Source organism: Altererythrobacter sp., assembly GCF_050299635.1.
Classification (GTDB): domain Bacteria; phylum Pseudomonadota; class Alphaproteobacteria; order Sphingomonadales; family Sphingomonadaceae; genus Erythrobacter.
In genome coordinates, this window is the sequence record NZ_JBNKWF010000002.1 from 52200 (window position 1) to 70722 (window position 18523).

General features: G+C 62.0%; 19 protein-coding genes. 10 read left to right on the forward strand and 9 right to left on the reverse strand.

What is annotated here, in order from left to right:
- Window positions 1-17 precede the first annotated feature (17 nt).
- The 7 genes from ACQY6C_RS01190 to ACQY6C_RS01220 all read left to right on the forward strand — a co-directional run bounded on the left by ACQY6C_RS01190 (window position 18) and on the right by ACQY6C_RS01220 (window position 4727).
- Complete coding sequence (locus ACQY6C_RS01190) at window positions 18-725, forward strand: CoA transferase subunit A (protein ID WP_427963778.1); 708 nt, start codon at window positions 18-20, stop codon at window positions 723-725.
- 20 nt (window positions 726-745) lie between these two features.
- Window positions 746-1537 (forward strand): hypothetical protein, encoded by a 792-nt coding sequence (locus ACQY6C_RS01195; RefSeq protein ID WP_427963780.1) that lies wholly within the window; start codon window positions 746-748, stop codon window positions 1535-1537.
- 10 nt (window positions 1538-1547) lie between these two features.
- Complete coding sequence (locus ACQY6C_RS01200; RefSeq protein WP_427963782.1) at window positions 1548-2204, forward strand: CoA transferase subunit B; 657 nt, start codon at window positions 1548-1550, stop codon at window positions 2202-2204.
- Between the two features lie 53 nt (window positions 2205-2257).
- Window positions 2258-2926, forward strand: coding sequence for a ferritin-like domain-containing protein (locus ACQY6C_RS01205; RefSeq protein WP_427963784.1), 669 nt, complete (start codon window positions 2258-2260; stop codon window positions 2924-2926).
- Between the two features lie 121 nt (window positions 2927-3047).
- The gene (locus ACQY6C_RS01210; protein ID WP_427963786.1) at window positions 3048-3434 is read left to right on the forward strand and encodes a DUF302 domain-containing protein; all 387 of its coding nucleotides are present in this window, start codon (window positions 3048-3050) and stop codon (window positions 3432-3434) included.
- A 170-nt stretch (window positions 3435-3604) separates the two neighbouring features.
- On the forward strand, window positions 3605-4522 hold the full coding sequence (locus tag ACQY6C_RS01215; RefSeq protein ID WP_427963788.1) for an SPFH domain-containing protein: 918 nt from the start codon (window positions 3605-3607) through the stop codon (window positions 4520-4522).
- 4 nt (window positions 4523-4526) lie between these two features.
- A complete protein-coding gene (locus ACQY6C_RS01220) occupies window positions 4527-4727 on the forward strand; it encodes an Arc family DNA-binding protein (protein WP_427963790.1) in 201 nt (66 codons plus the stop codon).
- Here the strand turns inward: ACQY6C_RS01220 and metK are convergent.
- The 6 genes from metK to hisS all read right to left on the reverse strand — a co-directional run bounded on the left by metK (window position 4724) and on the right by hisS (window position 11736).
- Complete coding sequence (gene metK, locus ACQY6C_RS01225) at window positions 4724-5953, reverse strand: methionine adenosyltransferase (RefSeq protein WP_427963792.1); 1230 nt, start codon at window positions 5951-5953, stop codon at window positions 4724-4726. The genes ACQY6C_RS01220 and metK overlap by 4 nt on opposite strands.
- A 58-nt stretch (window positions 5954-6011) precedes the next feature.
- Complete coding sequence (lnt, locus tag ACQY6C_RS01230; RefSeq protein ID WP_427963794.1) at window positions 6012-7598, reverse strand: apolipoprotein N-acyltransferase; 1587 nt, start codon at window positions 7596-7598, stop codon at window positions 6012-6014.
- 34 nt (window positions 7599-7632) lie between these two features.
- On the reverse strand, window positions 7633-8340 hold the full coding sequence (locus ACQY6C_RS01235) for a DUF4167 domain-containing protein (RefSeq protein ID WP_427963796.1): 708 nt from the start codon (window positions 8338-8340) through the stop codon (window positions 7633-7635).
- Between the two features lie 245 nt (window positions 8341-8585).
- The gene (gene prmC, locus ACQY6C_RS01240; protein ID WP_427963798.1) at window positions 8586-9407 is read right to left on the reverse strand and encodes a peptide chain release factor N(5)-glutamine methyltransferase; all 822 of its coding nucleotides are present in this window, start codon (window positions 9405-9407) and stop codon (window positions 8586-8588) included.
- Entirely contained in the window at window positions 9404-10471 is a 1068-nt protein-coding gene (gene prfA, locus ACQY6C_RS01245; RefSeq protein WP_427963800.1) for a peptide chain release factor 1, read from the reverse strand. The genes prmC and prfA overlap by 4 nt, the downstream gene beginning before the upstream one ends.
- A 2-nt stretch (window positions 10472-10473) precedes the next feature.
- Window positions 10474-11736 (reverse strand): histidine--tRNA ligase, encoded by a 1263-nt coding sequence (gene hisS / locus ACQY6C_RS01250; RefSeq protein WP_427963802.1) that lies wholly within the window; start codon window positions 11734-11736, stop codon window positions 10474-10476.
- Window positions 11737-11896: 160 nt separating this feature from the next.
- Between hisS and ppa the strand changes: the two genes are divergently transcribed.
- Window positions 11897-12427 (forward strand): inorganic diphosphatase, encoded by a 531-nt coding sequence (ppa, locus tag ACQY6C_RS01255; RefSeq protein WP_427963804.1) that lies wholly within the window; start codon window positions 11897-11899, stop codon window positions 12425-12427.
- Between the two features lie 77 nt (window positions 12428-12504).
- Here ppa and ACQY6C_RS01260 read toward each other — a convergent pair whose 3' ends face one another.
- On the reverse strand, window positions 12505-12885 hold the full coding sequence (locus ACQY6C_RS01260) for a hypothetical protein (protein WP_427963806.1): 381 nt from the start codon (window positions 12883-12885) through the stop codon (window positions 12505-12507).
- A 197-nt stretch (window positions 12886-13082) separates the two neighbouring features.
- On the opposite strand from ACQY6C_RS01260, the gene lptB reads away from it, so the two are divergent.
- Together lptB and rpoN are read left to right on the forward strand one after the other, a co-directional pair.
- Window positions 13083-13874 (forward strand): LPS export ABC transporter ATP-binding protein, encoded by a 792-nt coding sequence (gene lptB, locus ACQY6C_RS01265; RefSeq protein WP_427963808.1) that lies wholly within the window; start codon window positions 13083-13085, stop codon window positions 13872-13874.
- Between the two features lie 174 nt (window positions 13875-14048).
- On the forward strand, window positions 14049-15545 hold the full coding sequence (rpoN, locus tag ACQY6C_RS01270; protein WP_427963810.1) for an RNA polymerase factor sigma-54: 1497 nt from the start codon (window positions 14049-14051) through the stop codon (window positions 15543-15545).
- A 9-nt stretch (window positions 15546-15554) separates the two neighbouring features.
- Here rpoN and ACQY6C_RS01275 read toward each other — a convergent pair whose 3' ends face one another.
- Window positions 15555-17453: an SAM-dependent methyltransferase gene (locus tag ACQY6C_RS01275; protein ID WP_427963812.1), complete on the reverse strand. Its 1899-nt coding sequence runs from the start codon at window positions 17451-17453 to the stop codon at window positions 15555-15557.
- Between the two features lie 62 nt (window positions 17454-17515).
- The gene (gene lgt, locus ACQY6C_RS01280) at window positions 17516-18418 is read right to left on the reverse strand and encodes a prolipoprotein diacylglyceryl transferase (RefSeq protein WP_427963814.1); all 903 of its coding nucleotides are present in this window, start codon (window positions 18416-18418) and stop codon (window positions 17516-17518) included.
- Between the last annotated feature and the right edge of the window lie 105 nt (window positions 18419-18523).

The following is an 18523-nucleotide window of genomic DNA, read 5'->3' on the forward strand; positions in this document are numbered from 1 at the left end:
GCAGAAACGGACATGCGATGAAAAAGCTCTATCCCGATGCCGCCACCGCCCTCGAAGATTTGCTGCATGACGACATGCTGATCGCCAGCGGAGGCTTTGGCCTCTGCGGCATTCCCGAACGCCTGCTGACCGCGATCCGCGAAAGCGGGGTCAAGGGCCTGACCTTCGCCAGCAACAATGCCGGGATCGACAACGAAGGCATCGGCATGCTGCTGCGCACGCATCAGGTGAAGAAGATGATCAGCTCCTACGTCGGCGAGAACAAGGAGTTCGAGCGGCAGTTCCTTTCCGGAGAGCTCGAGGTCGAGTTCTGCCCGCAAGGCACTCTGGCCGAACGCATGCGCGCGGGCGGTGCGGGAATCCCCGGCTTCTATACCAAGACTGGCGTCGGCACGCAGGTGGCCGAAGGCAAGGAGGTCAAGAGTTTCGACGGCGAGGACTATATCCTCGAGCGTGGCATCTTCGCCGACCTTGCCATCGTCAAGGCATGGAAGGCCGACGAGACGGGCAATCTGATGTTCCGCAAGACCGCACGCAATTTCAATCAGCCGGCGGCGACATGCGGCAAGGTCTGCGTTGTCGAGGTCGAAGAGATCGTGCCTGCGGGTAGCCTCGATCCTGACTGCATCCACCTGCCGGGGGTCTATGTCCAGCGCATGATCGTGGGCGCTCCCTACGACAAGAAAATCGAGTTCACGACCACGCGGGAACGCGAGGCGGCGTGATCGCTGGCCCCGCCCTCCGGTTGCTCCGGGTATCGGGGGCGCTCGGCGCAGCCCTGATGCTGCCGGGCTGCCTGGCGGCGGCGATCCCGGTGATGGCAGGCAGCGTGCTGGCGACCAAGGACGTAGTCGCCGAGAGCCGCGAGAATCGCGACGGGCAACAGCCTGCCGCGATTCCGGCGAAAACGACCCTCGCTGGTGAAGCCGCTCCGACTGTGCCGGGCGGTTCGGTAGAAGTTGGCTCCGGCACAGGGATGCAGAGCCCATTTGCCAGTTTCGCGGCCTATGCGATGGAACAGGCATTCAAGGACATGTCGGGCGAGGCCGTACAATCGGCTTCGTTGCGCAATCCCGGCGCGCTGGACGGCGAGCGCAATGAATGCGGCAACCTCGAACCGGCCGTACTGATCGACCTCGATCCCAAGTCCGGCCTCGTCCCCGAAGCCGGGGACCTGCGCGCTGACAAGCGTGCTGCAAATCTGCTCGCCAGCCTGCGCAACCAGGGCGTCACCGTCGGCTGGATATCGGGCCGCACTGCCGCAGATGCAGGCACGATCCGCAAGGCGCTTGCAAGCTCCGGCCTCGATCCGGAGGGGCAGGACAGGCTGGTGCTGATGCGCTACCCGCAGGACCGCAAGCAGACCAGGCGGCGCGAGTTCGCGGAGCAATATTGCATCATTGCAATCGCCGGCGATGCGCAGTCCGATTTCGACGAACTCTATGATTATCTCAAGAACCCAGCCGCAGCCGCGCCGCTCGAGGCGCTCTATGGCAACGGCTGGTTCCTCACCCCATTGCTTCTGACACAGGAATAGGACGCAAGACATGTCGGACGAAAAACACGGCTGGACCCGCGACGAGATGGCGGCGCGCGCTGCACGCGAATTGGAAGACGGCTATTACGTCAATCTGGGTATCGGCATACCTACGCTGGTCGCCAACCATATTCCCGAAGGGATGCAGGTCACGCTGCAAAGCGAAAATGGCATGCTGGGGATCGGGCCGTTCCCCTATCCTGACGAGGTTGACGCTGACCTTATCAATGCCGGCAAGCAGACCATCAGCGAATTGCCGCACAGCGCCTATTTCGACAGCTCGCAAAGCTTTGCCATGATCCGCGGCGGGCATATCGACCTGACCGTGCTGGGCGCTATGGAAGTGGCCGAGAACGGCGACATCGCCAACTGGATGATCCCCGGCAAAATGATCAAGGGCATGGGCGGCGCGATGGACCTGGTCGCCGGCGTCAAGAAGATCATCGTTGTGATGGATCACAATGCCAAGGACGGCAGCCCCAAATTCATCCCGGAATGCACGCTGCCGCTGACCGGCACCAATGTGATCGACATGATCATCACCGATCTCGCAGTGTTCCAGCGCCCCGATCACGACAGCCCGTTCAGACTGATCGAGTTGGCGCCAGGCGTCACGGCAGAGGAAGTGGCGGAAAAGACCACCGCGAAATACGAGGCTGCGCTCTAACCTGAAAATCCAATTGTTTTGCGAGACTCGCCTGCGTGTGAGATACTGCGCGCATGGGTCCATTCGCCGCCTTCCGCGCTCGCTTCCTCGATGTGCTCGCATCGATCTATATCTATAACGAGCATCGCGGTTACACTTCGCTTGACCGCGTGCTGGAAGCTGTGCGGGCGCGCTGCCCCGATGACCGCGACTTTATTGCCGCGGTCGAGAAGCATCGCGCCGACGAAGAAAAACACTATCGCATGTTCCGCCGCTGGTTCGAGCTGGAGGGGCGGATGCCGCTCAAGGTCGATCGCACCTGCGGCCATATCGATCATTTCATAGAGACGGTGTTCGGCTGCACCATCGACGAACTCGATACAGCAGCCGTCGTCGCCGACGGGGATGCATTCGAGAAGCTCTGCCGCGTCATCATGATCACCGAACAGCGCGGCATGCGGCAAGTCGAAATATTGCTCAAGAACAGCCATATTTTGTCCGATCGCGGCATGACGAGCATATTCAAGGTGGTGGAGCGCGACGAGCCGAGCCACTGGATGCCCTATGATTCATGGCTGCGCGCCAATGGCCGGCGCCCCCAGCCGCGCTGGCGCGAGAAATGGACCGATTACTGGATCCACAAGTCGCTGATGCTCGCCAAGCTGCCTGCGGTATTCATCAACCGAAACAATCCGCGGCTGAGCAGTTGGCCCGACGAAGATCCCAACGCTTACGCCATCTGATTCAGACGCATGGTTCGCTGGAACATGCGGCGGCACCGGGAACCGATTGGCGGATTTCCGGTTCATGGACAGATATGCGCGGATGAGGTGAGTCTCCGCTTCAACGCAAGGGAGTACCTCGATGAGTTTCTATTTCTCCAAGACGCTGCCCGTAGATTTCGACGAAGCCTGCCAGCGCACGATCGCGGCATTGCAGGAACAGGGCTTTGGCGTCATCACCGATATCGACATCAGGGACACCTTCGCCAAAAAGCTTGGGATCGAGTTCCGCAACTACCGCATATTGGGGGCCTGCAACCCGGGCCTGGCGCATGAGGCGCTGATGATCGAGGACAAGGTCGGGACCATGCTGCCGTGCAATGTTGTGGTCCAGGACGCGGGCGATGGAATGTCCGAAGTCGCCGCGATCGATCCCGTCGCTTCGATGCAGGCGATCGAGAATCCGCAGCTCAATACGGCCGCCGAAGTGGTTCGCGAGAAACTGAAAGCGGTGATCGATAGCCTGTGATCTGACCCCTGCTCGATCCTTGAACCGGCAGTTTTGCGCCACCGACCGTGGATATGCGCTGATTCACTGCAAAACCTGAATTTGCGCCCCCCACAAAGAGGTTGCTCTTGAACCTCGCCCGAGCTTCACTAAATATGATATCATAATTATATCATATAGGAGATTCTCTGATGGATGGTGGCCAATCCGAAATGCGCCGGAGCACCGAGCACAAGGCACAGACGTTCAACGGATATTTCTTTCTGATCGGCCTGCCGATCTTTTGGTTCCTGAGCTACTTGCTGATCGCCAATGCCCTCCCTGGCCTCGACGGCGGCAAAGCAGGCAAGGTTACATTTGCCTTTGTGCTGGTCAGCACGGTTATCCTGAACGTGATCTTCGTCACCGGCTTCTTCATGGTCCAGCCAAACGAGACGCGTGTGATCACGCTGTTTGGCAAGTATTCGGGGACCGAACGAACCGACGGTCTGCGCTGGATATGGCCATGGATGGGCAAGACCAAAGTCTCCGTTCGCGCGCACAACATCCACTCGGAACGGGTGAAGATCAACGATCTGCGCGGCAATCCGGTCGATATCGCCTGCAATGTCGTGTGGCGCGTGCGCGACACGGCGCAAGCGGTGTTCGATGTCGATGACTATCGCGAATTCGTGAATATCCAGATCGAAGCCGGTCTGCGCACCGTGGGCGCGCGCCATCCTTACGACGACATGAGCGAAGACGATCAGACCACGCTGCGCGGAAGCGCTGACGTCATCAATTCGGAATTGCAGGCCGAACTGAATGACAGGCTGGCCGTTGCGGGCATCGTGGTCGACGAGGCAGGGCTGACTCACCTCGCCTATGCTCAGGAGATTGCCGGCGCGATGCTGCGCCGCCAGCAGGCAGACGCGATCATCGCAGCGCGCACGAAGATCGTCCTGGGCGCAGTGAGCATGGTGGAAGACGCGCTGGACAAGCTCAGCAAGGGCGGAACTGTCGAACTTGACGACGAACGCCGTGCCGCCATGGTCTCAAACCTGATGGTTGTGCTGTGCGGCGACCGCGAAGCGCAACCCGTCGTCAATGCCGGAACCCTGTACCAGTAGTCTCATGTCCGCTTCCAATCGCAAAGCCTTCGCATTGCGGCTCGACCCGGCGCTCCACGATGTTGTGGAGCGCCTGGCCGCAAGCGAGCTTCGCTCGGTCAATAGCGAGATTGAGATTCTGTTGCGTGAAGCGCTGGCCAAACGCGGGATCGAGGTTTCACATAGCAAGCGCCCGCGCCGGGGTCGCCCGCCAAAGAAGAATTAACCCACGGCCGCCTTCAGCGCGTCGACCAGGTCGGTGCGTTCCCACGGGAACAGATCGCCTTCCGGTTTGCGACCGAAATGGCCATAGGCCGCGCTGGTGCGATAGATCGGCTTGTTGAGGCCAAGATGCGTGCGGATGCCGCGCGGAGTCAGCCGCACCAGCGATGGCAGCACTTTCTCGAGCTGCGCTTCGGTCACACCCTTGCCGGTGCCATGCAGGTCGACATAGAGCGAGAGCGGTTCCGACACGCCAATGGCATAGGCGATCTGGATCGTGCAGCGACGCGCCAGGCCAGCCGCCACCACGTTCTTGGCGAGATAGCGCGTGATATAGGCCGCGCTGCGATCGACCTTGGTCGGATCCTTGCCGCTGAAGGCGCCGCCGCCATGCGGGGCCGCGCCGCCATAGGTATCGACGATGATCTTGCGGCCGGTCAGACCGGCGTCGCCATCGGGCCCGCCGATCTCGAAACAACCGGTAGGGTTGATGTGATAGACGGTGTTTTCGGTCAGCAGTTCGGCCGGCAGCACATCGGCGATCACGCCTTTCACATAGGCTTCCAGCTCGGCATATCTGGCTGCGTCGCCTTCACCATTGTGGAAGTAGTAACCGGGCGCGTGCTGGGTCGAGACGACGATGGCAGTCGCTTCGACCGGCTTCTCGTTTGCATAGCGCAAGGTCACCTGGCTCTTGGTGTCGGGCTCAAGGAAAGGCGCCGCGCCACTCTTGCGGTCGGCCGCCATGCGCTGAAGAATCTTGTGGCTGTAATCGAGCGTTGCCGGCATCAGGTCGGGCGTCTCGTCGCTGGCATAGCCGAACATGATGCCCTGATCGCCCGCACCTTCATCCTTGTTCGAGCCGTCCTCGCCCGCATCGACGCCCTGCGCGATGTGCACCGACTGACCGTGGAGGTAGTTCTCGAACTCCAGCGTCTCCCAGTGGAAACCGTCCTGCTCGTAGCCGATTTCGCGCACCGTGCGGCGCACGACATCCTCGATTTCCTTGTCTGCCCCGCCGATCCAGGCGCCGTTCTCGTAAACACCCTTGCAGCGGATCTCGCCTGCCAGCACGACACGCTGCGTTGTGGTGAGCGTTTCGCAGGCGACGCGCGCTTCGGGATCCTTCGACAGAAACAGGTCCACAATCGCATCTGAAATCTGGTCCGAAACCTTGTCGGGATGGCCTTCGGAAACGCTTTCCGACGTGAACAGGAATTCGCTGCGCATGGAACCTCTGAAGTTGGAGAACTGGATATAAGGATTTCTTTATGTCTGCATCCGACCCCTAGACGCGGCGGCGCCTCATGGCAACCGCGGATGCAAGCGCCAGCAGCAATGCCCAACCCAGCGGGAGCGCATTGCCGAGCCGGGAGAACAAAGTGGGCGATTTTGCGGGAGGGAGCAGACCATCGATCCGTCCCTCGCGATTTCTCCCGATCGCGCGGCGCACCACGCCATTGGCATCCACCACCGCGCTGACCCCGGTTGTCGTGGCGCGCAACGTCGGAAGGCCTTCCTCGATTGCACGCATCCGCGCCTGACCGAGAAATTGCGGCGATGCCCAGCTGCCGAACCAGCCATCGTTCGAGGGGTTGAATATATAGTCGGGCCGGCTGGCACGATCGACGACTTGCCCGGAGAAGACGATCTCGTAGCAGATCTGCGCACCCGCCTTTCCGAACTCGCCCAGATCCAGCGTGCGCGGACCAGGGCCAGGCAGGTAATCGATCGATCCCGCCACCAGCCGCGAAAGGCCGATCGGTTCGAGCAGGCTACGCATCGGCAGATATTCGCCATAGGGCACCAGATGCGCCTTGGCATAGCTAAGCTGGATGTCGCCCTGACCGTTCATCGCAATCACCGAATTGCGCGCACTGACCGCTCGGCGCACGCCATCCTTCTCGCCAATGTCGAGATTGACCACGCCCGCCAGCAAGCGTGAATCGGCGCCGATGACATTGCCGATCCGCTCACGCGCAAACTTGGGATTCCCGGCCGCAGTCATGCTCGTATAGTAGCGCTGCGGATATCCGTCTTCGAGATAGTCCGGCACCGCGCTTTCAGGCCACAGCACCAGCCGCTTCTCATCCGATCCGGGCACGGTAAGCCGCGCGATACGGGCGAATTGCTCCTCGAATTTCGATGGATCGTTCAGCTCGTCCTGCAGCAACAATGGCTGGATCAAGGCGAAGCGAATCGTGCCTTCGCGTTGCGCGGGCGAAGGCAGCAACATTGCAGCAAAGATCGCGGCCACACAGGCGAATGCGGCAGTCCAGCGCTGTCCCGCCACAAGCCAGCCGAGCAGCGCCGCAAGCAGGATTGCAAGGCCTGACAGCGCATAGGTTCCCAGCCACGGCAGCACCAGCGCAATGCCCGGGCTGCTCCACGGGCCCAGCAGCATCAGTCCAAGCGGCGGCCAGGGGTATCCGGTGAAGAGCCAGCTCCGCAGCCATTCGGTCACGATCCAGCCTGCCGCCAGCGCGGTCCCGAAAGCGAGCGATCCGGCCTTGCGGCCCGCCAGATGCGCGATGAGCGCTGCCAGCGCAGGATAGATTGCAAGATAGACGCACAACAGCGGCACGGCGACCCAGCCGAGTGCAGCGGGCATTTCAGCCTGATAGGTAAAGGCGGTGGCTATCCAGTTGTTCGCCAGCGTCAGATGCGCCCAGCCGAACAGCCAGCCCAGCACGGCGGCGCGGCGCCAGTTGCCAGCTTCGCGCAACAGCGCAATGAAGATCGCCAGCGCTGCGAGGCCGACTGGCCAGAGATGCAGTGGCGGGTAGGCACAGGCTGCGAGCAGGCCCAGTCCGAATGCTGAAAACCGTGGCCACGCCACGATCCGTTGCCAGAGCGGTGCAAGCTGATCGGTCATCCCGCTCGCCATTCCCACTCTGTCTGCTGAACTCTCAGCCTACCGCCTGCAGGCCGTCATCGCCCCTGTTTTCTCCGACAGCGCCTTCTTCGGCAGCGCCTTCGTCGCGCTTGGCCGTCGTACGGCGGCGACGAGGCTTGGGCGCGGGCTCATCATCGTCATCGGTGCTTGCCGCGCTGATCGCTGGCGGAAGCACACCGGCGTCGATCTCGCCTCCGGTATCGTCCGAATTCTCGCGCGGCTTGCGGCGCGAACGTGCGCCATCGGCACGGGCCCGGCGCGGTTTGCGTGTTTCGCCACCATCGGAATCGTCCGAAGCCTGATCGATCGCTTCGCCTTCGGTTCCGGGCGTACCTTCAACCGGGCCATCGCCACGATCGTTGCGGTCATCCCGCCTATTGCGCGGCCGGCGATTGCTGCTGCGACGGCGATCATCGCCATCGTCATAGCTATCTTCGTCGTCATTCGCCTGGTCGCGCTCATCCTGGCGCTTGGCGCGCGCTTCGTCCTGGCGCGCCTTGTTGTCGGCGATCACACGGAAATAGTGGTCGGCAAACTGCAGGTAGTATTCCGCCTGCACGCGATCGCCATTATGCTGCGCGTCCTGAGCAAGCTTCTTGTACTTGTCGAGCAGCTGCGGAGCATTGCCCCGTGCGCGGCTGTCGATACGATTGGCGTTGTTGCCACCGCCCTGATTGCGATTGCCGCGACCGCGGCGACGATTGCTACGATTGTTATTCAAGGAGAGTTCTTCCTCATCCGCGACCGCGCGCGACAAAAATTTGCACTGCGGTCCATAGACCCCTTGTCATGCGTTGCGCCCATGCGGCAACGCTCCCTATCCGCATAATCCAGCAAGCACCCATGTGCCGCCGGTTGATCCGAAAATGCGGAGCTTGGCCAAGTGGTCGCCACACAGAGCAGACCAGAGGCCGCAATCAGAGGTAGACGTCCGAATCGGTTTTGCCAAGTGTTTATGTCAGTTCTTTAGGTCAATACTATTGCGCGGGGCCGATCGGCGAGGTCACGCTGCAATTCGACTTGAAAACCCGATAGTTGTGCGATTTCCGTGACCATCTCGGCCTGGTCCCGCCCAATCTCCAGGACACAGACACCCGTTTCGGTTAGTAAATCACGCAGTTGTGGAATAATAATACGATAATCGTCGAGGCCCTCCGGCCCGGCGAAAAGCGCCGTAGGTGGCTCGAAGTCGCGCACATCCGGGTCGAGTTTTGCACCGCTTTCGACATAGGGCGGGTTGGCGATGATGAGCTCGAAGCGCCCCAGCCCCTCGGCCCAGCCTTCCTCGCGCCAGTTGTGCCGCAGGATTCGCGCCCGGCCCGCAAGTCCCAACCGCGCAGCATTGGCGGCAGCAACGGGAAGCGCGGCGAGCGAGGCATCGATGCCTACGCCGGTAAGGCCTGTCCGCTCCGCCAGCAGGGTGAGCAGCAGCGCGCCGGAACCCGTGCCGAGATCGAGCACACGCCCTTCCTGCGGGGCATGATCGAGCGCGACCTGCACCACGCTCTCGCTGTCCGGGCGCGGGATCAATACACCGGGATCGACCAGGAAGCTGCGGCCGAAGAACTCCGCTTCGCCGAGGATATAGGCAATTGGTTCGTGGTGCGCGCGCCGCTCCACCAGCGCGGCGAATTCGGCGGGCTCTTCCGCATCCATATGGCGCAGCAGCATGTCCGAACGGCCCACACCCAGTGCATGGGCCATCAGCAGTTCGGCATCGAGCCGCGCCGTATCGCTGGTCTCCGAAAGCCGCGCCGTGGCCTCGCGCAAGGCCTGCGCCACGCTCATTCGCTAAGCGCCGCCAATCGCTTGGCTTCGTCCTCGGCGATGAGCGCGTTGACCAGTTCGCTGAGGCCGGGCCCGGCGAGTACCTCGTCAAGCTTGTGCAGGGTCAATCCGATGCGGTGATCGGTCACGCGGCCCTGCGGAAAATTGTAGGTGCGGATGCGTTCTGAACGGTCGCCCGATCCAACCATGGCCTTGCGCGCTTCTGCCTCGGCCCCCTGCGCTTCGTCGCGCATCTTCTCGTAGAGCCGCGCGCGCAGAACCTGCATCGCCTTGGCGCGGTTCTTGTGCTGGCTGCGCTCGTCCTGCTGGGTCACCACGATCCCGCTGGGAAGATGCGTGATGCGCACTGCGGAATCGGTGGTGTTGACGTGCTGTCCGCCCGCTCCGCTCGCGCGGTAGATGTCGATCTTGAGGTCCTTGTCCTCGATCTGCACATCGACTTCGCTGGGCTCCGGCAGCACCGCGACGGTGGCTGCCGAAGTATGGATGCGCCCGCCACTTTCAGTCACGGGCACACGCTGCACGCGGTGGACGCCGCTTTCGAACTTGAGCTTGGCGAAGACACCTTGCCCGGCGACGTTGGCGACCACTTCCTTGAAGCCGCCGACTTCGCTTGCGTTCATGCTGACCGGCTCGACCTTCCAGCCCTGCTCCGCCGCATAGCGCTCATACATGCGGTAGAGATCGCCTGCGAAAAGCGCCGCTTCGTCGCCGCCGGTACCGGCGCGGATTTCGAGCATGGCGGGGCGCGCATCGGCAGCATCCTTGGGCAACATCGCGATGGCGAGCTTGCGCTCCGCCTCGGGCAGCTTCTCGCGGATCGCCGCAAGCTCCTCTTCCGCCATCGCCTTCATTTCGGGGTCGGAGAGCATCTCCTCCAGTCCCGCAGTTTCCTCGCGCATGGCCTTGATCTCGGCCGCGACCTTGGCGACGGGCTCAAGCTCGGCATAGTCGCGGCTTGCCTGGACGAAGGCCTCGCCCTCGAGCGTACCCGAAGCCATACGCGCTTCAAGCTCGGCGAAGCGATGGGTGATCTGGTCAAGGCGTTCGGCGGGTATTTGCATTTTTAACCGAGAGTCCGAGCCGCGAAGATCTCAGTCGCATCAGCTTCACGATCAAAATCCTGCGCGATCGCGCTGAAATTATTAGAATTCGCTCCATCACGGACGTCGAGCGAGATCAGTATAGCTGGTTCGGCTTTACGAGCCTTGTCGTATCGCTTTCGCGGGCTTCCACTTGCGAAGAGCTCTGTCGAGAATCCCGCCCGGCGGAAAATGGCTGCCATTTCGGCTGCCTCATCTTCTCTGTCGGCGTTCTCAGCTGCAATCGCGACTTCGAGTTTCTCAGCGCCGCTTCCTTCGCAAAGCATCGCCAGCCGTTCGATCCCGGCGGCCCAGCCGACCGCAGGCGTAGGCGCGCCGCCGAGCGATTCCATCAGCCCGTCATAGCGCCCGCCGCCGAGCACCGTGCTCTGGCTGCCGAGCTTGCCCGCTGCCTCCGAGCCCTCGTCAGGGATGAACTCGAATGCAGTATGACGGTAATAGTCGAGCCCGCGCACCAGGCTTTCGGCGCGTTGCCATTTCACCCCGGCAGCATCCAGACCAGACGTCACCGCGTCAAAGAACGCGCGCGCCTCATCCGACAGGAAGGCGTCGATCTTGGGCGCGCCCGCCACATGCCCGCGGTCGCGCGGGTCCTTGCTGTCGAGGATGCGAAGCGGGTTCTTCTCCAGCCGTTCCTGAGAATCCTCGGATAGCTCGCCCTTCACCGCGCGGAAGTGTTCCACCAGCGCGGCGCGCCAGGCATCGCGGCTTTCGGCATCACCCAGCGTGTTGAGGTGCAAAGTCACACCCTCGATCCCCAGCTCCTTCAAGAGCTGATCGGCCATGGCGAGCAGTTCGACATCGGCCTGCGGTTCCGCCGCACCGATAATCTCGGCATCGATCTGGTGGAACTGGCGATAGCGGCCCTTCTGCGGCCGTTCGTAACGAAACAGGGGCCCATGCGTGGCGAGTTTCAGCGGCGCATGCTGCTGCCAGCCATTGGTGAGATAGGCACGGGCAATCCCGGCGGTGAACTCAGGGCGAAGCGTCAGGCTTTCCCCACCGCGATCCTCGAAGGAATACATTTCCTTCGAGACCACGTCGGTCGTCTCGCCGATCGCGCGGCTGAACACCTCGGTCTTTTCGAACACCGGCATTTCCGCCCGGCGGAAGCGATACAGCTTGCGCACACGCTCGAAGGTCTCGACCACGAAAGCGAAAGCCTCGGCATCGGGCCCGAAAATATCCTGCGTGCCGCGAATGGCCTTGGGAGTGTTCTTGCTCATGGGATGCGGCGATTAGGCGAGTGCGGCGTAACCCGCAATATGCTCGCTTTAGACCAATTGGTGGTTGGCCAATGGCGGTCATCCCGCTAGGGCGCGGGGAAATTCACAATGTGTCGCCGGTCCGGGGGAGAGGAGCCGGCGCACCGAAGCGAGAAAAGACATGCAAATCGACAAGATCCCCGCAGGCAGCAATCCCCCCGACGACCTCAATGTCATTATCGAAGTCCCGGCTGGCGGCGAGCCGGTGAAATACGAGTTCGACAAGGAATCGGGCGCGCTGTTCGTCGACCGCATCCTGCACACGCCGATGCGCTATCCCGCCAACTACGGCTTCGTGCCGCATACGCTGTCACCCGATGGCGATCCGCTCGACGCTTTGGTGATTGCGCGCAGCCCCTTCATCCCCGGCTGCGTTGTCCGTGCGCGCCCCATCGGCGTGCTCAATCTCGAGGATGAGCATGGCGGCGACGAGAAGCTCATCTGCGTGCCCGTCGACACGACGTTCCCCTATTATTCCGATGTCGGCGAGACGAAGGATCTGCCTTCGATCATCTTCCAGCAGATCGAGCACTTCTTCACTCACTACAAGGATCTGGAAGCCGAAAAGTGGGTGCGGATCGGCAAATGGGGCGACCGCGAGGAAGCGCGGCAGATCGTCGTGGAAGCTATCGAACGCTACAAGGCGAATTAGAGTCCATCGGATAGAGGGCGCGCTAGCGCCCTTCGCCCGAACTCCAGTCAATCAGGTGTGGCCTGCGCCCGAAGCGTTCAGGCCATAACCGCTATCAGCTTGAACAGGCCCGTAAGGATGATGGGCAGGCCGATCGCCAGGCTCCACAGCATTGTTATGTCGCGGCGGAAGCTCACCAGATAGGCAGGATCGGCGGCCTGCTCGTCAGACAACCAGTCCCAGCGCTTCTCGAACCAGCGGCACGCCGGGATGATACCGGCCACCAGGACGATCAGGGCAAAATAGGGCAGGATCGAGGAGAAACCGCTCTTGAGCGCGTGCACCGTCACAAAGATCTGCAGCGCAGTATAAACCAGCAACGCGTAGGCGACATGGTCGCTCGCCGATTTACGCCAATCACGCGTACGCGATTTGTCTGCGTTCCCGTGCGTCTCGCGACGTGGCAGGACTTCGCCCATCAAGTTTCCCCTCGATTCCCTCTCCGGAAACGGAGTATTTCACTTGTGCGCGCTGGTGACAAGGGGCGTAACTATATTGCGCAGGCAGGCAAGGCCGGGCCGATCCTAAGTGCCCCAATGCTGCACCATGCAGGAATCCTGCCAATTTGCGACGAACGGGGCTTTTCTGCGCTGCAAGGGCTGCTAGAACCGCGCGCATGAGCGATGCCCAGACAGTGACGCAACCTTCGACGCATTCCCATATCGATGCCACCGCACCGCTGCCCCATGGCGGGCTGGAGGTGATCTCGATTGCCAAGAGCTACGACAAGCGCAGCGTGCTGTCGGACATCTCCTTGACGGTCGACAAGGGGGAAGTCCTCGGCCTGCTCGGCCCCAATGGCGCGGGCAAGACGACCTGCTTCTATTCGATCATGGGGCTGGTGCGCCCCGATGCGGGGCGGATCCTGATGGACGGCGAGGATGTGACCCACCTGCCGATGTATCGCCGCGCGATCCTGGGCCTGGGCTATCTGCCGCAGGAAACCAGCATCTTTCGCGGAATGACGGTGGAACAGAACATCAACTGCGTGCTGGAAATGGTCGAGCCCGACCCTGAGACGCGCGCGCAAGAGCTCGAGCGATTGCTGGAAGAATTCCATATCGAACGGCTGCGCAATTCGCCCGCCATGGCGCTTTCGGGCGGCGAACGGCGACGCTGCGAGATCGCCCGCGCGCTGGCGGCGAAACCTTCAATCATGCTGCTGGACGAGCCCTTCGCCGGGATCGACCCGCTCTCCATCAGCGATATCCGCGATCTGGTTAAAGACCTCAAGAAGCGCGGCATCGGTGTTCTGATTACCGATCACAATGTACGCGAGACGCTCGATATCGTGGACCGCGCCTGCATCATCTATGGTGGCCAGGTACTTTTCGCCGGGACGCCGCATGATCTGGTCGCGGACGAGAATGTCCGTCGACTGTACCTAGGCGAGGGATTCACGCTGTGATTTTCCGGCGGGTGGATATGTGATGCTGTGGGGCGGATCTCGGTCCGCCGGGCTCGGCACCGGCCCGCTCCCCCTCCCAACCACCCACGGGATTATCCTGTCGGGCGGCTGGGAGGAGGAGCAGGCTGGCATCGCCCTTCCCGGGTCGCGAAGCGACCCAAAGGAAGCGAACTGATGGCACTCGGTCCCAGGCTGGATCTTCGCCAGTCGCAGTCACTGGTGATTACGCCGCAGCTGCAGCAGGCGATCAAGCTGCTGGCGCTGTCCAATCTCGAGATTGAGACCTTTATTGGTGAAGCTCTGGAAGCGAATCCGCTGCTTGAAGCCGGCGAACAGGCGCGCGAAGACGCCAGTGACGCCGAGCCAACCGGTTCACTCGGCGAAAATGCGACAAGCGACGAGTCGATGGCGCTCGGCCAGGGCGAAAGCGACGCTCCGCTCGACATTGATCCCGATGCACTCGACCGTGACCGCGATACGGGCGACAGCACGCAATCAGCAGGCGCGGGAGCGGGCGAATGGGGCGCCGCCAGCGCCTCCGTCTCCGGCGAGGACTGGCCCGATATCGAAAGCCAGGGTGCGGGCGGGCAAACGTTGGCCGAACATCTTGGGGAACAGGTTGGCGCCATGGCCTACAGCCCAGGCGAGGCCTTCATCGCGCGCCATATCATCGGCCTGCTCGACGAGGCCGGTTATCTTCCGGTCGATCTGCGCGCCATCGCCGCCGAACTGGGCGCACAGATTGGCGAAGTCGAAGACGCACTCGAACTGGTCCAGTCGCTCGACCCGACCGGGGTCGGCGCGCGCAGCCTGGGGGAATGCCTGGCACTGCAGGCACGCGAAGCGAACCGCTACGATCCCTGCATGGCCCGCCTGATTGACAATCTGGAACTGGTCGCGCGCGGCGATCTTTCGCGGCTCAAGCGCATGTGCGGAGTGGATGAGGAAGACTTCGCCGACATGCTTACCGAACTGCGCGGATATGACCCCAAACCGGGCCTCGCCTTCAGCCGCGATGCCGCGAGCGCGGTGGTACCTGACATCTTGCTCAGCGAAGGAAGGAAAGGCGGCTGGGACCTTTCGCTCAATGAAGACACGCTGCCGCGGCTGGTGGTCAACCGCAGCTATTACCTAGAACTGAGCGCGGGTTCGCCGGGCAAGGAAGCGCAGAGCTGGCTCAAGGAAAAGCTGGCCGACGCCAACTGGCTCATAAAGGCGCTAGACCAGCGGCAAAAGACCATCCTCAAGACCGCAGCCGAGATCGTGAAGCGGCAGGAAGGATTCTTCCGTCACGGTGTCTCGGAACTTAAGCCACTGACCTTGCGCGAAGTGGCCGAAGCGATCGACATGCACGAGAGCACGGTCAGTCGCGTCACCAGCAACAAATATCTGCACTGCGACCGCGGAACATTCGAGCTGAAATACTTCTTCACCAGCGGCGTGGGATCATCTGACGGCGAAGGCGCATCGTCCGAAGCGATCAAGGCGCGGATAAAGGCGCTGGTCGATGCCGAAGATGCGAAGAAGGTGCTGTCGGACCAGAAGCTGGTCGATCTGCTCAAGGACGAAGGCTTCGATCTCGCCCGGCGCACCGTTGCCAAATATCGCGAGGCGATCGGCATTGGCAGCAGCGCCCAGCGCCGGCGCCAGAAGAAGCTGCAAAACTACTAGACTGGCACCCTAATCGTCGAATCCGACGCCCATGGGCCATTCGGGCGAGGCAATCCCCATCACCTTGAACAGCAGGCCCATCTGGTCCTCTGCAATCAGCCGGTTGAGCTGCCGGTCGATCACGTCCTTCTTGTCGGGCGAGCGGCGCTGCAAGGCTTCGGTGCGCGTCTCGATACCCAGCGCCGTCAGCCAGTCGCCCTGCATCTCGACACCCATGACCCTGGCGCCCTGCCGCTCGACCACCTTGCCGAGCATTTCGAAATCGACATGCGCAGTGATATCGGATTCGCCTGGCGCATCGAAAATGTCGATCTTCTTGTGCGCGCGGATCGCCTGGATGGTCGAGCCCGAGCGCAGTTCGCGCGGGCCATAATCGATCACCAGGCCGGCACCGCCCTGCGCCACCAGCCGATCAGACAGGTCGGAGATGATGGCGGCTGAGGCGGGGCTGCTTTCAACCATCGTGCCTTGCCGCGCGGTGCGCCAGCTTGAAGGGACGATCGAATCCATCGGCTTGTCGCCGCCCACGAATACGAAGCGATCTCCGTCAAGCCCGATCATCCGTTCATGCCAGCCCTGCGCAGAACGGATCAACTGGTGGATCGGAAGCGCATCGAAGAACTCGTTCGCGACCAGCAGCAGCGGGCCGTCGGTGGGCAAGGAGGTGACATCGTCATGATGGATCGCGTCGGGCACCGCCTTCAGCTGAGCCTCGCGCAAGGTCGGCGAGGCTTCGACGAAATGGACCTGCGGCATGAGTTCGTAGCGCGCGGCGGTGCGCAGCGCGTCCTGCGCCAGCGTGCCACGGCCCGGGCCGAGTTCGACGAAATAGACAGGGTCCGGCCTGCCCGCCTTGACCCAGACATCCGCCATCCACAGCCCGATCAGTTCGCCGAACATCTGGCTGACCTCGGGCGCAGTGATGAAGTCCCCTTCCTCGCCCAGTGGGTCGCGGGTGGAATAATAGAGCGCGTTGCTCTCGGCCATGAACTGCGCGAGCGATATCGGCCCCGTCTCGCGGATCAAGCGGCGGAACCGCTTGACAGGATCCTCGACCGGCTTGGGCGGCGGAGCCGGCTTTGGCTCGGGTTTCTTAGCTTCGGTTTTCTTAGCTTCGGACTGCTTGGGTTCAGGCTGTTTGAGTTCGGGCTTGGCAGGCTCCGGTTCTGCAGCCGCGGCAGGCTTGGCTTCCGGTTTTTTGGATTCCTGCCTGGGAGGCTCTACCTTTTCAGCCTTGGCCTTTTCGGGTTCCGGCTTTGAAGGCTCGGACTTCTTGGCTTCGACATCTTTCGGCTGCGCCTTGGCGGCTTCGCTCTTCTCGCCCTGCGCCTGCTTCGCGTCCGGCCGGGGCGGCGCATCCTTCTCGACCGCCACCCCTTTTGGTTCTGCCTTGGGTGCTGCCGGTTTCTTGGCCTCGACCTGCTTGGGTTCGGGCTTCTTCGCCTCAGGCGCCTTAGGCTGCTCCGGCTTCTTCGCGTCAGCCTTCTTCGCCGCGGCGGCCTTCACCTGCGGCTTGGCAGGCTCGACCTTGGCGGCTTCGGCTTTCTTCGGCGCCTCTTTGGAGGAATCCGGTTTTTTGGCCTCGACCTTTTTGACTTCAACCGGCTTGGGTTCCGGCTTTGGAGTTGCCGGTTTGGGCGGCTCAGCCTTCTTGGCCGCAGGTTTGGGAGGCTCCGGCCTTGGTTCCGGCTTTGGAGATTCGGGCTTCTTGGACGCAGGCTTGGCGGCCTCTGTCGCAGGAGGTGCACCGGGCTTGGCCCCGTCCTTCTTGGGTTCGGCCTTCTTGGGTTCTGCTATTGCCGGCGCAGGCGCTTTCGCCTCGACCACCTTCGCTTGCGGCTTCGCAGGCGCAGGCTTCTTGGCCTCCGCCGGTTTCTTGTCCGCCGTCTTGGCGGCAGCAACCTTCACCTCCGGCTCATCGACCTCGGGATCGATGAGCTTCAGGCGCGATCTTGCGCGCTGGTTGTCGTTCAGTCCGCCGTCGCGATTCGCTCGCCCGTTCCGAGCGGCTTTCTCAGCACTGCGTAGATCGTGACAATTAATCCAAGTATTATCAGCGGTATTGTGAGCCATTGCCCCATCGATAACCCTGTTTCTGCCGCGAACTCTGCCAATTGTGCATCGGGTTCGCGGAAAAATTCGTTAACAAACCGGGCAGCGGCGATGCCCAGCGTGAATATCCCGACCAGCAATCCGGGACGATAGCGCGCCCGCGTCTTCCAGAACAGCGGGATCAGGACAACTGCCAGCAGCAATCCTTCCAGGCCCGCCTGGTACAGCTGGCTGGGATGGCGCGGAAGGTCGCCTGCGCCGGGAAAGACCATTGCCCAGGCTACGTCGGTGGGCCGCCCCCACAGCTCGCCATTGATGAAATTGGCCAACCGCCCCAGCATCATGCCTACCGGCACGTTTACCGCGATATAATCGCACACCCGCAGGAAATTGAGCTTGCCGCGCCAGGTGACCCAGGCGATTGCCGCCAGGACGCCCATCACGCCGCCGTGAAAGCTCATCCCGCCATCCCACAGCCGCAGCAAACGCCAGCTAACGAAGCCGGGGCCATCGAAACTGGTGAACAGGCTGGGTTCGCCCGTTTCGCCGCCGGTATAGAACAAGGCGTATCCGATTCGCCCGCCGAGAATCACGCCAAGTGTGCAATAAAAAAACAGATCATCCACATGTCGTTGAGCCATCGGAGCGCCCGGAGACTTGATCATTTTCGACACGTGCCAATAGGCAAAAATGACGCCGCCAAGGTACGCGAGCGAATAAAACCGTAGCGTAAAGAAGCCCAGATCAATGCCCGGCCTCAGGCCCAGATTTTCCCAATAAATCGGCTCTGTGACGCCTGAATTGGCGAGTAGTGACAGCACGAAGCGAACCCCTTAATGGTAATGCGCGCCGCGCCGGCACGCTTGTCGCGCGGCTTTTGGCACAGCAGGGGATTTGGGGAAAGCCTGCGAAACCGGCGAGCCGCG

Excerpts from the sequence above, each read along its gene's own strand:
- metK (WP_427963792.1), bottom strand. The coding sequence starts at position 5,953 with ATGCGCAGCGAATTCCTGTTCACGTCGGAAAGCGTTTCCGAAGGCCAT.
- rpoN (WP_427963810.1), top strand. The coding sequence starts at position 14,049 with ATGGCACTCGGTCCCAGGCTGGATCTTCGCCAGTCGCAGTCACTGGTG.
- ACQY6C_RS01200 (WP_427963782.1), top strand. The coding sequence starts at position 1,548 with ATGTCGGACGAAAAACACGGCTGGACCCGCGACGAGATGGCGGCGCGC.
- ppa (WP_427963804.1), top strand. The coding sequence starts at position 11,897 with ATGCAAATCGACAAGATCCCCGCAGGCAGCAATCCCCCCGACGACCTC.
- prmC (WP_427963798.1), bottom strand. The coding sequence starts at position 9,407 with ATGAGCGTGGCGCAGGCCTTGCGCGAGGCCACGGCGCGGCTTTCGGAG.
- ACQY6C_RS01210 (WP_427963786.1), top strand. The coding sequence starts at position 3,048 with ATGAGTTTCTATTTCTCCAAGACGCTGCCCGTAGATTTCGACGAAGCC.
- ACQY6C_RS01205 (WP_427963784.1), top strand. The coding sequence starts at position 2,258 with ATGGGTCCATTCGCCGCCTTCCGCGCTCGCTTCCTCGATGTGCTCGCA.
- ACQY6C_RS01260 (WP_427963806.1), bottom strand. The coding sequence starts at position 12,885 with ATGGGCGAAGTCCTGCCACGTCGCGAGACGCACGGGAACGCAGACAAA.
- prfA (WP_427963800.1), bottom strand. The coding sequence starts at position 10,471 with ATGCAAATACCCGCCGAACGCCTTGACCAGATCACCCATCGCTTCGCC.
- hisS (WP_427963802.1), bottom strand. The coding sequence starts at position 11,736 with ATGAGCAAGAACACTCCCAAGGCCATTCGCGGCACGCAGGATATTTTC.
- lptB (WP_427963808.1), top strand. The coding sequence starts at position 13,083 with ATGAGCGATGCCCAGACAGTGACGCAACCTTCGACGCATTCCCATATC.
- ACQY6C_RS01190 (WP_427963778.1), top strand. The coding sequence starts at position 18 with ATGAAAAAGCTCTATCCCGATGCCGCCACCGCCCTCGAAGATTTGCTG.
- ACQY6C_RS01220 (WP_427963790.1), top strand. The coding sequence starts at position 4,527 with ATGTCCGCTTCCAATCGCAAAGCCTTCGCATTGCGGCTCGACCCGGCG.
- ACQY6C_RS01215 (WP_427963788.1), top strand. The coding sequence starts at position 3,605 with ATGGATGGTGGCCAATCCGAAATGCGCCGGAGCACCGAGCACAAGGCA.
- lnt (WP_427963794.1), bottom strand. The coding sequence starts at position 7,598 with ATGACCGATCAGCTTGCACCGCTCTGGCAACGGATCGTGGCGTGGCCA.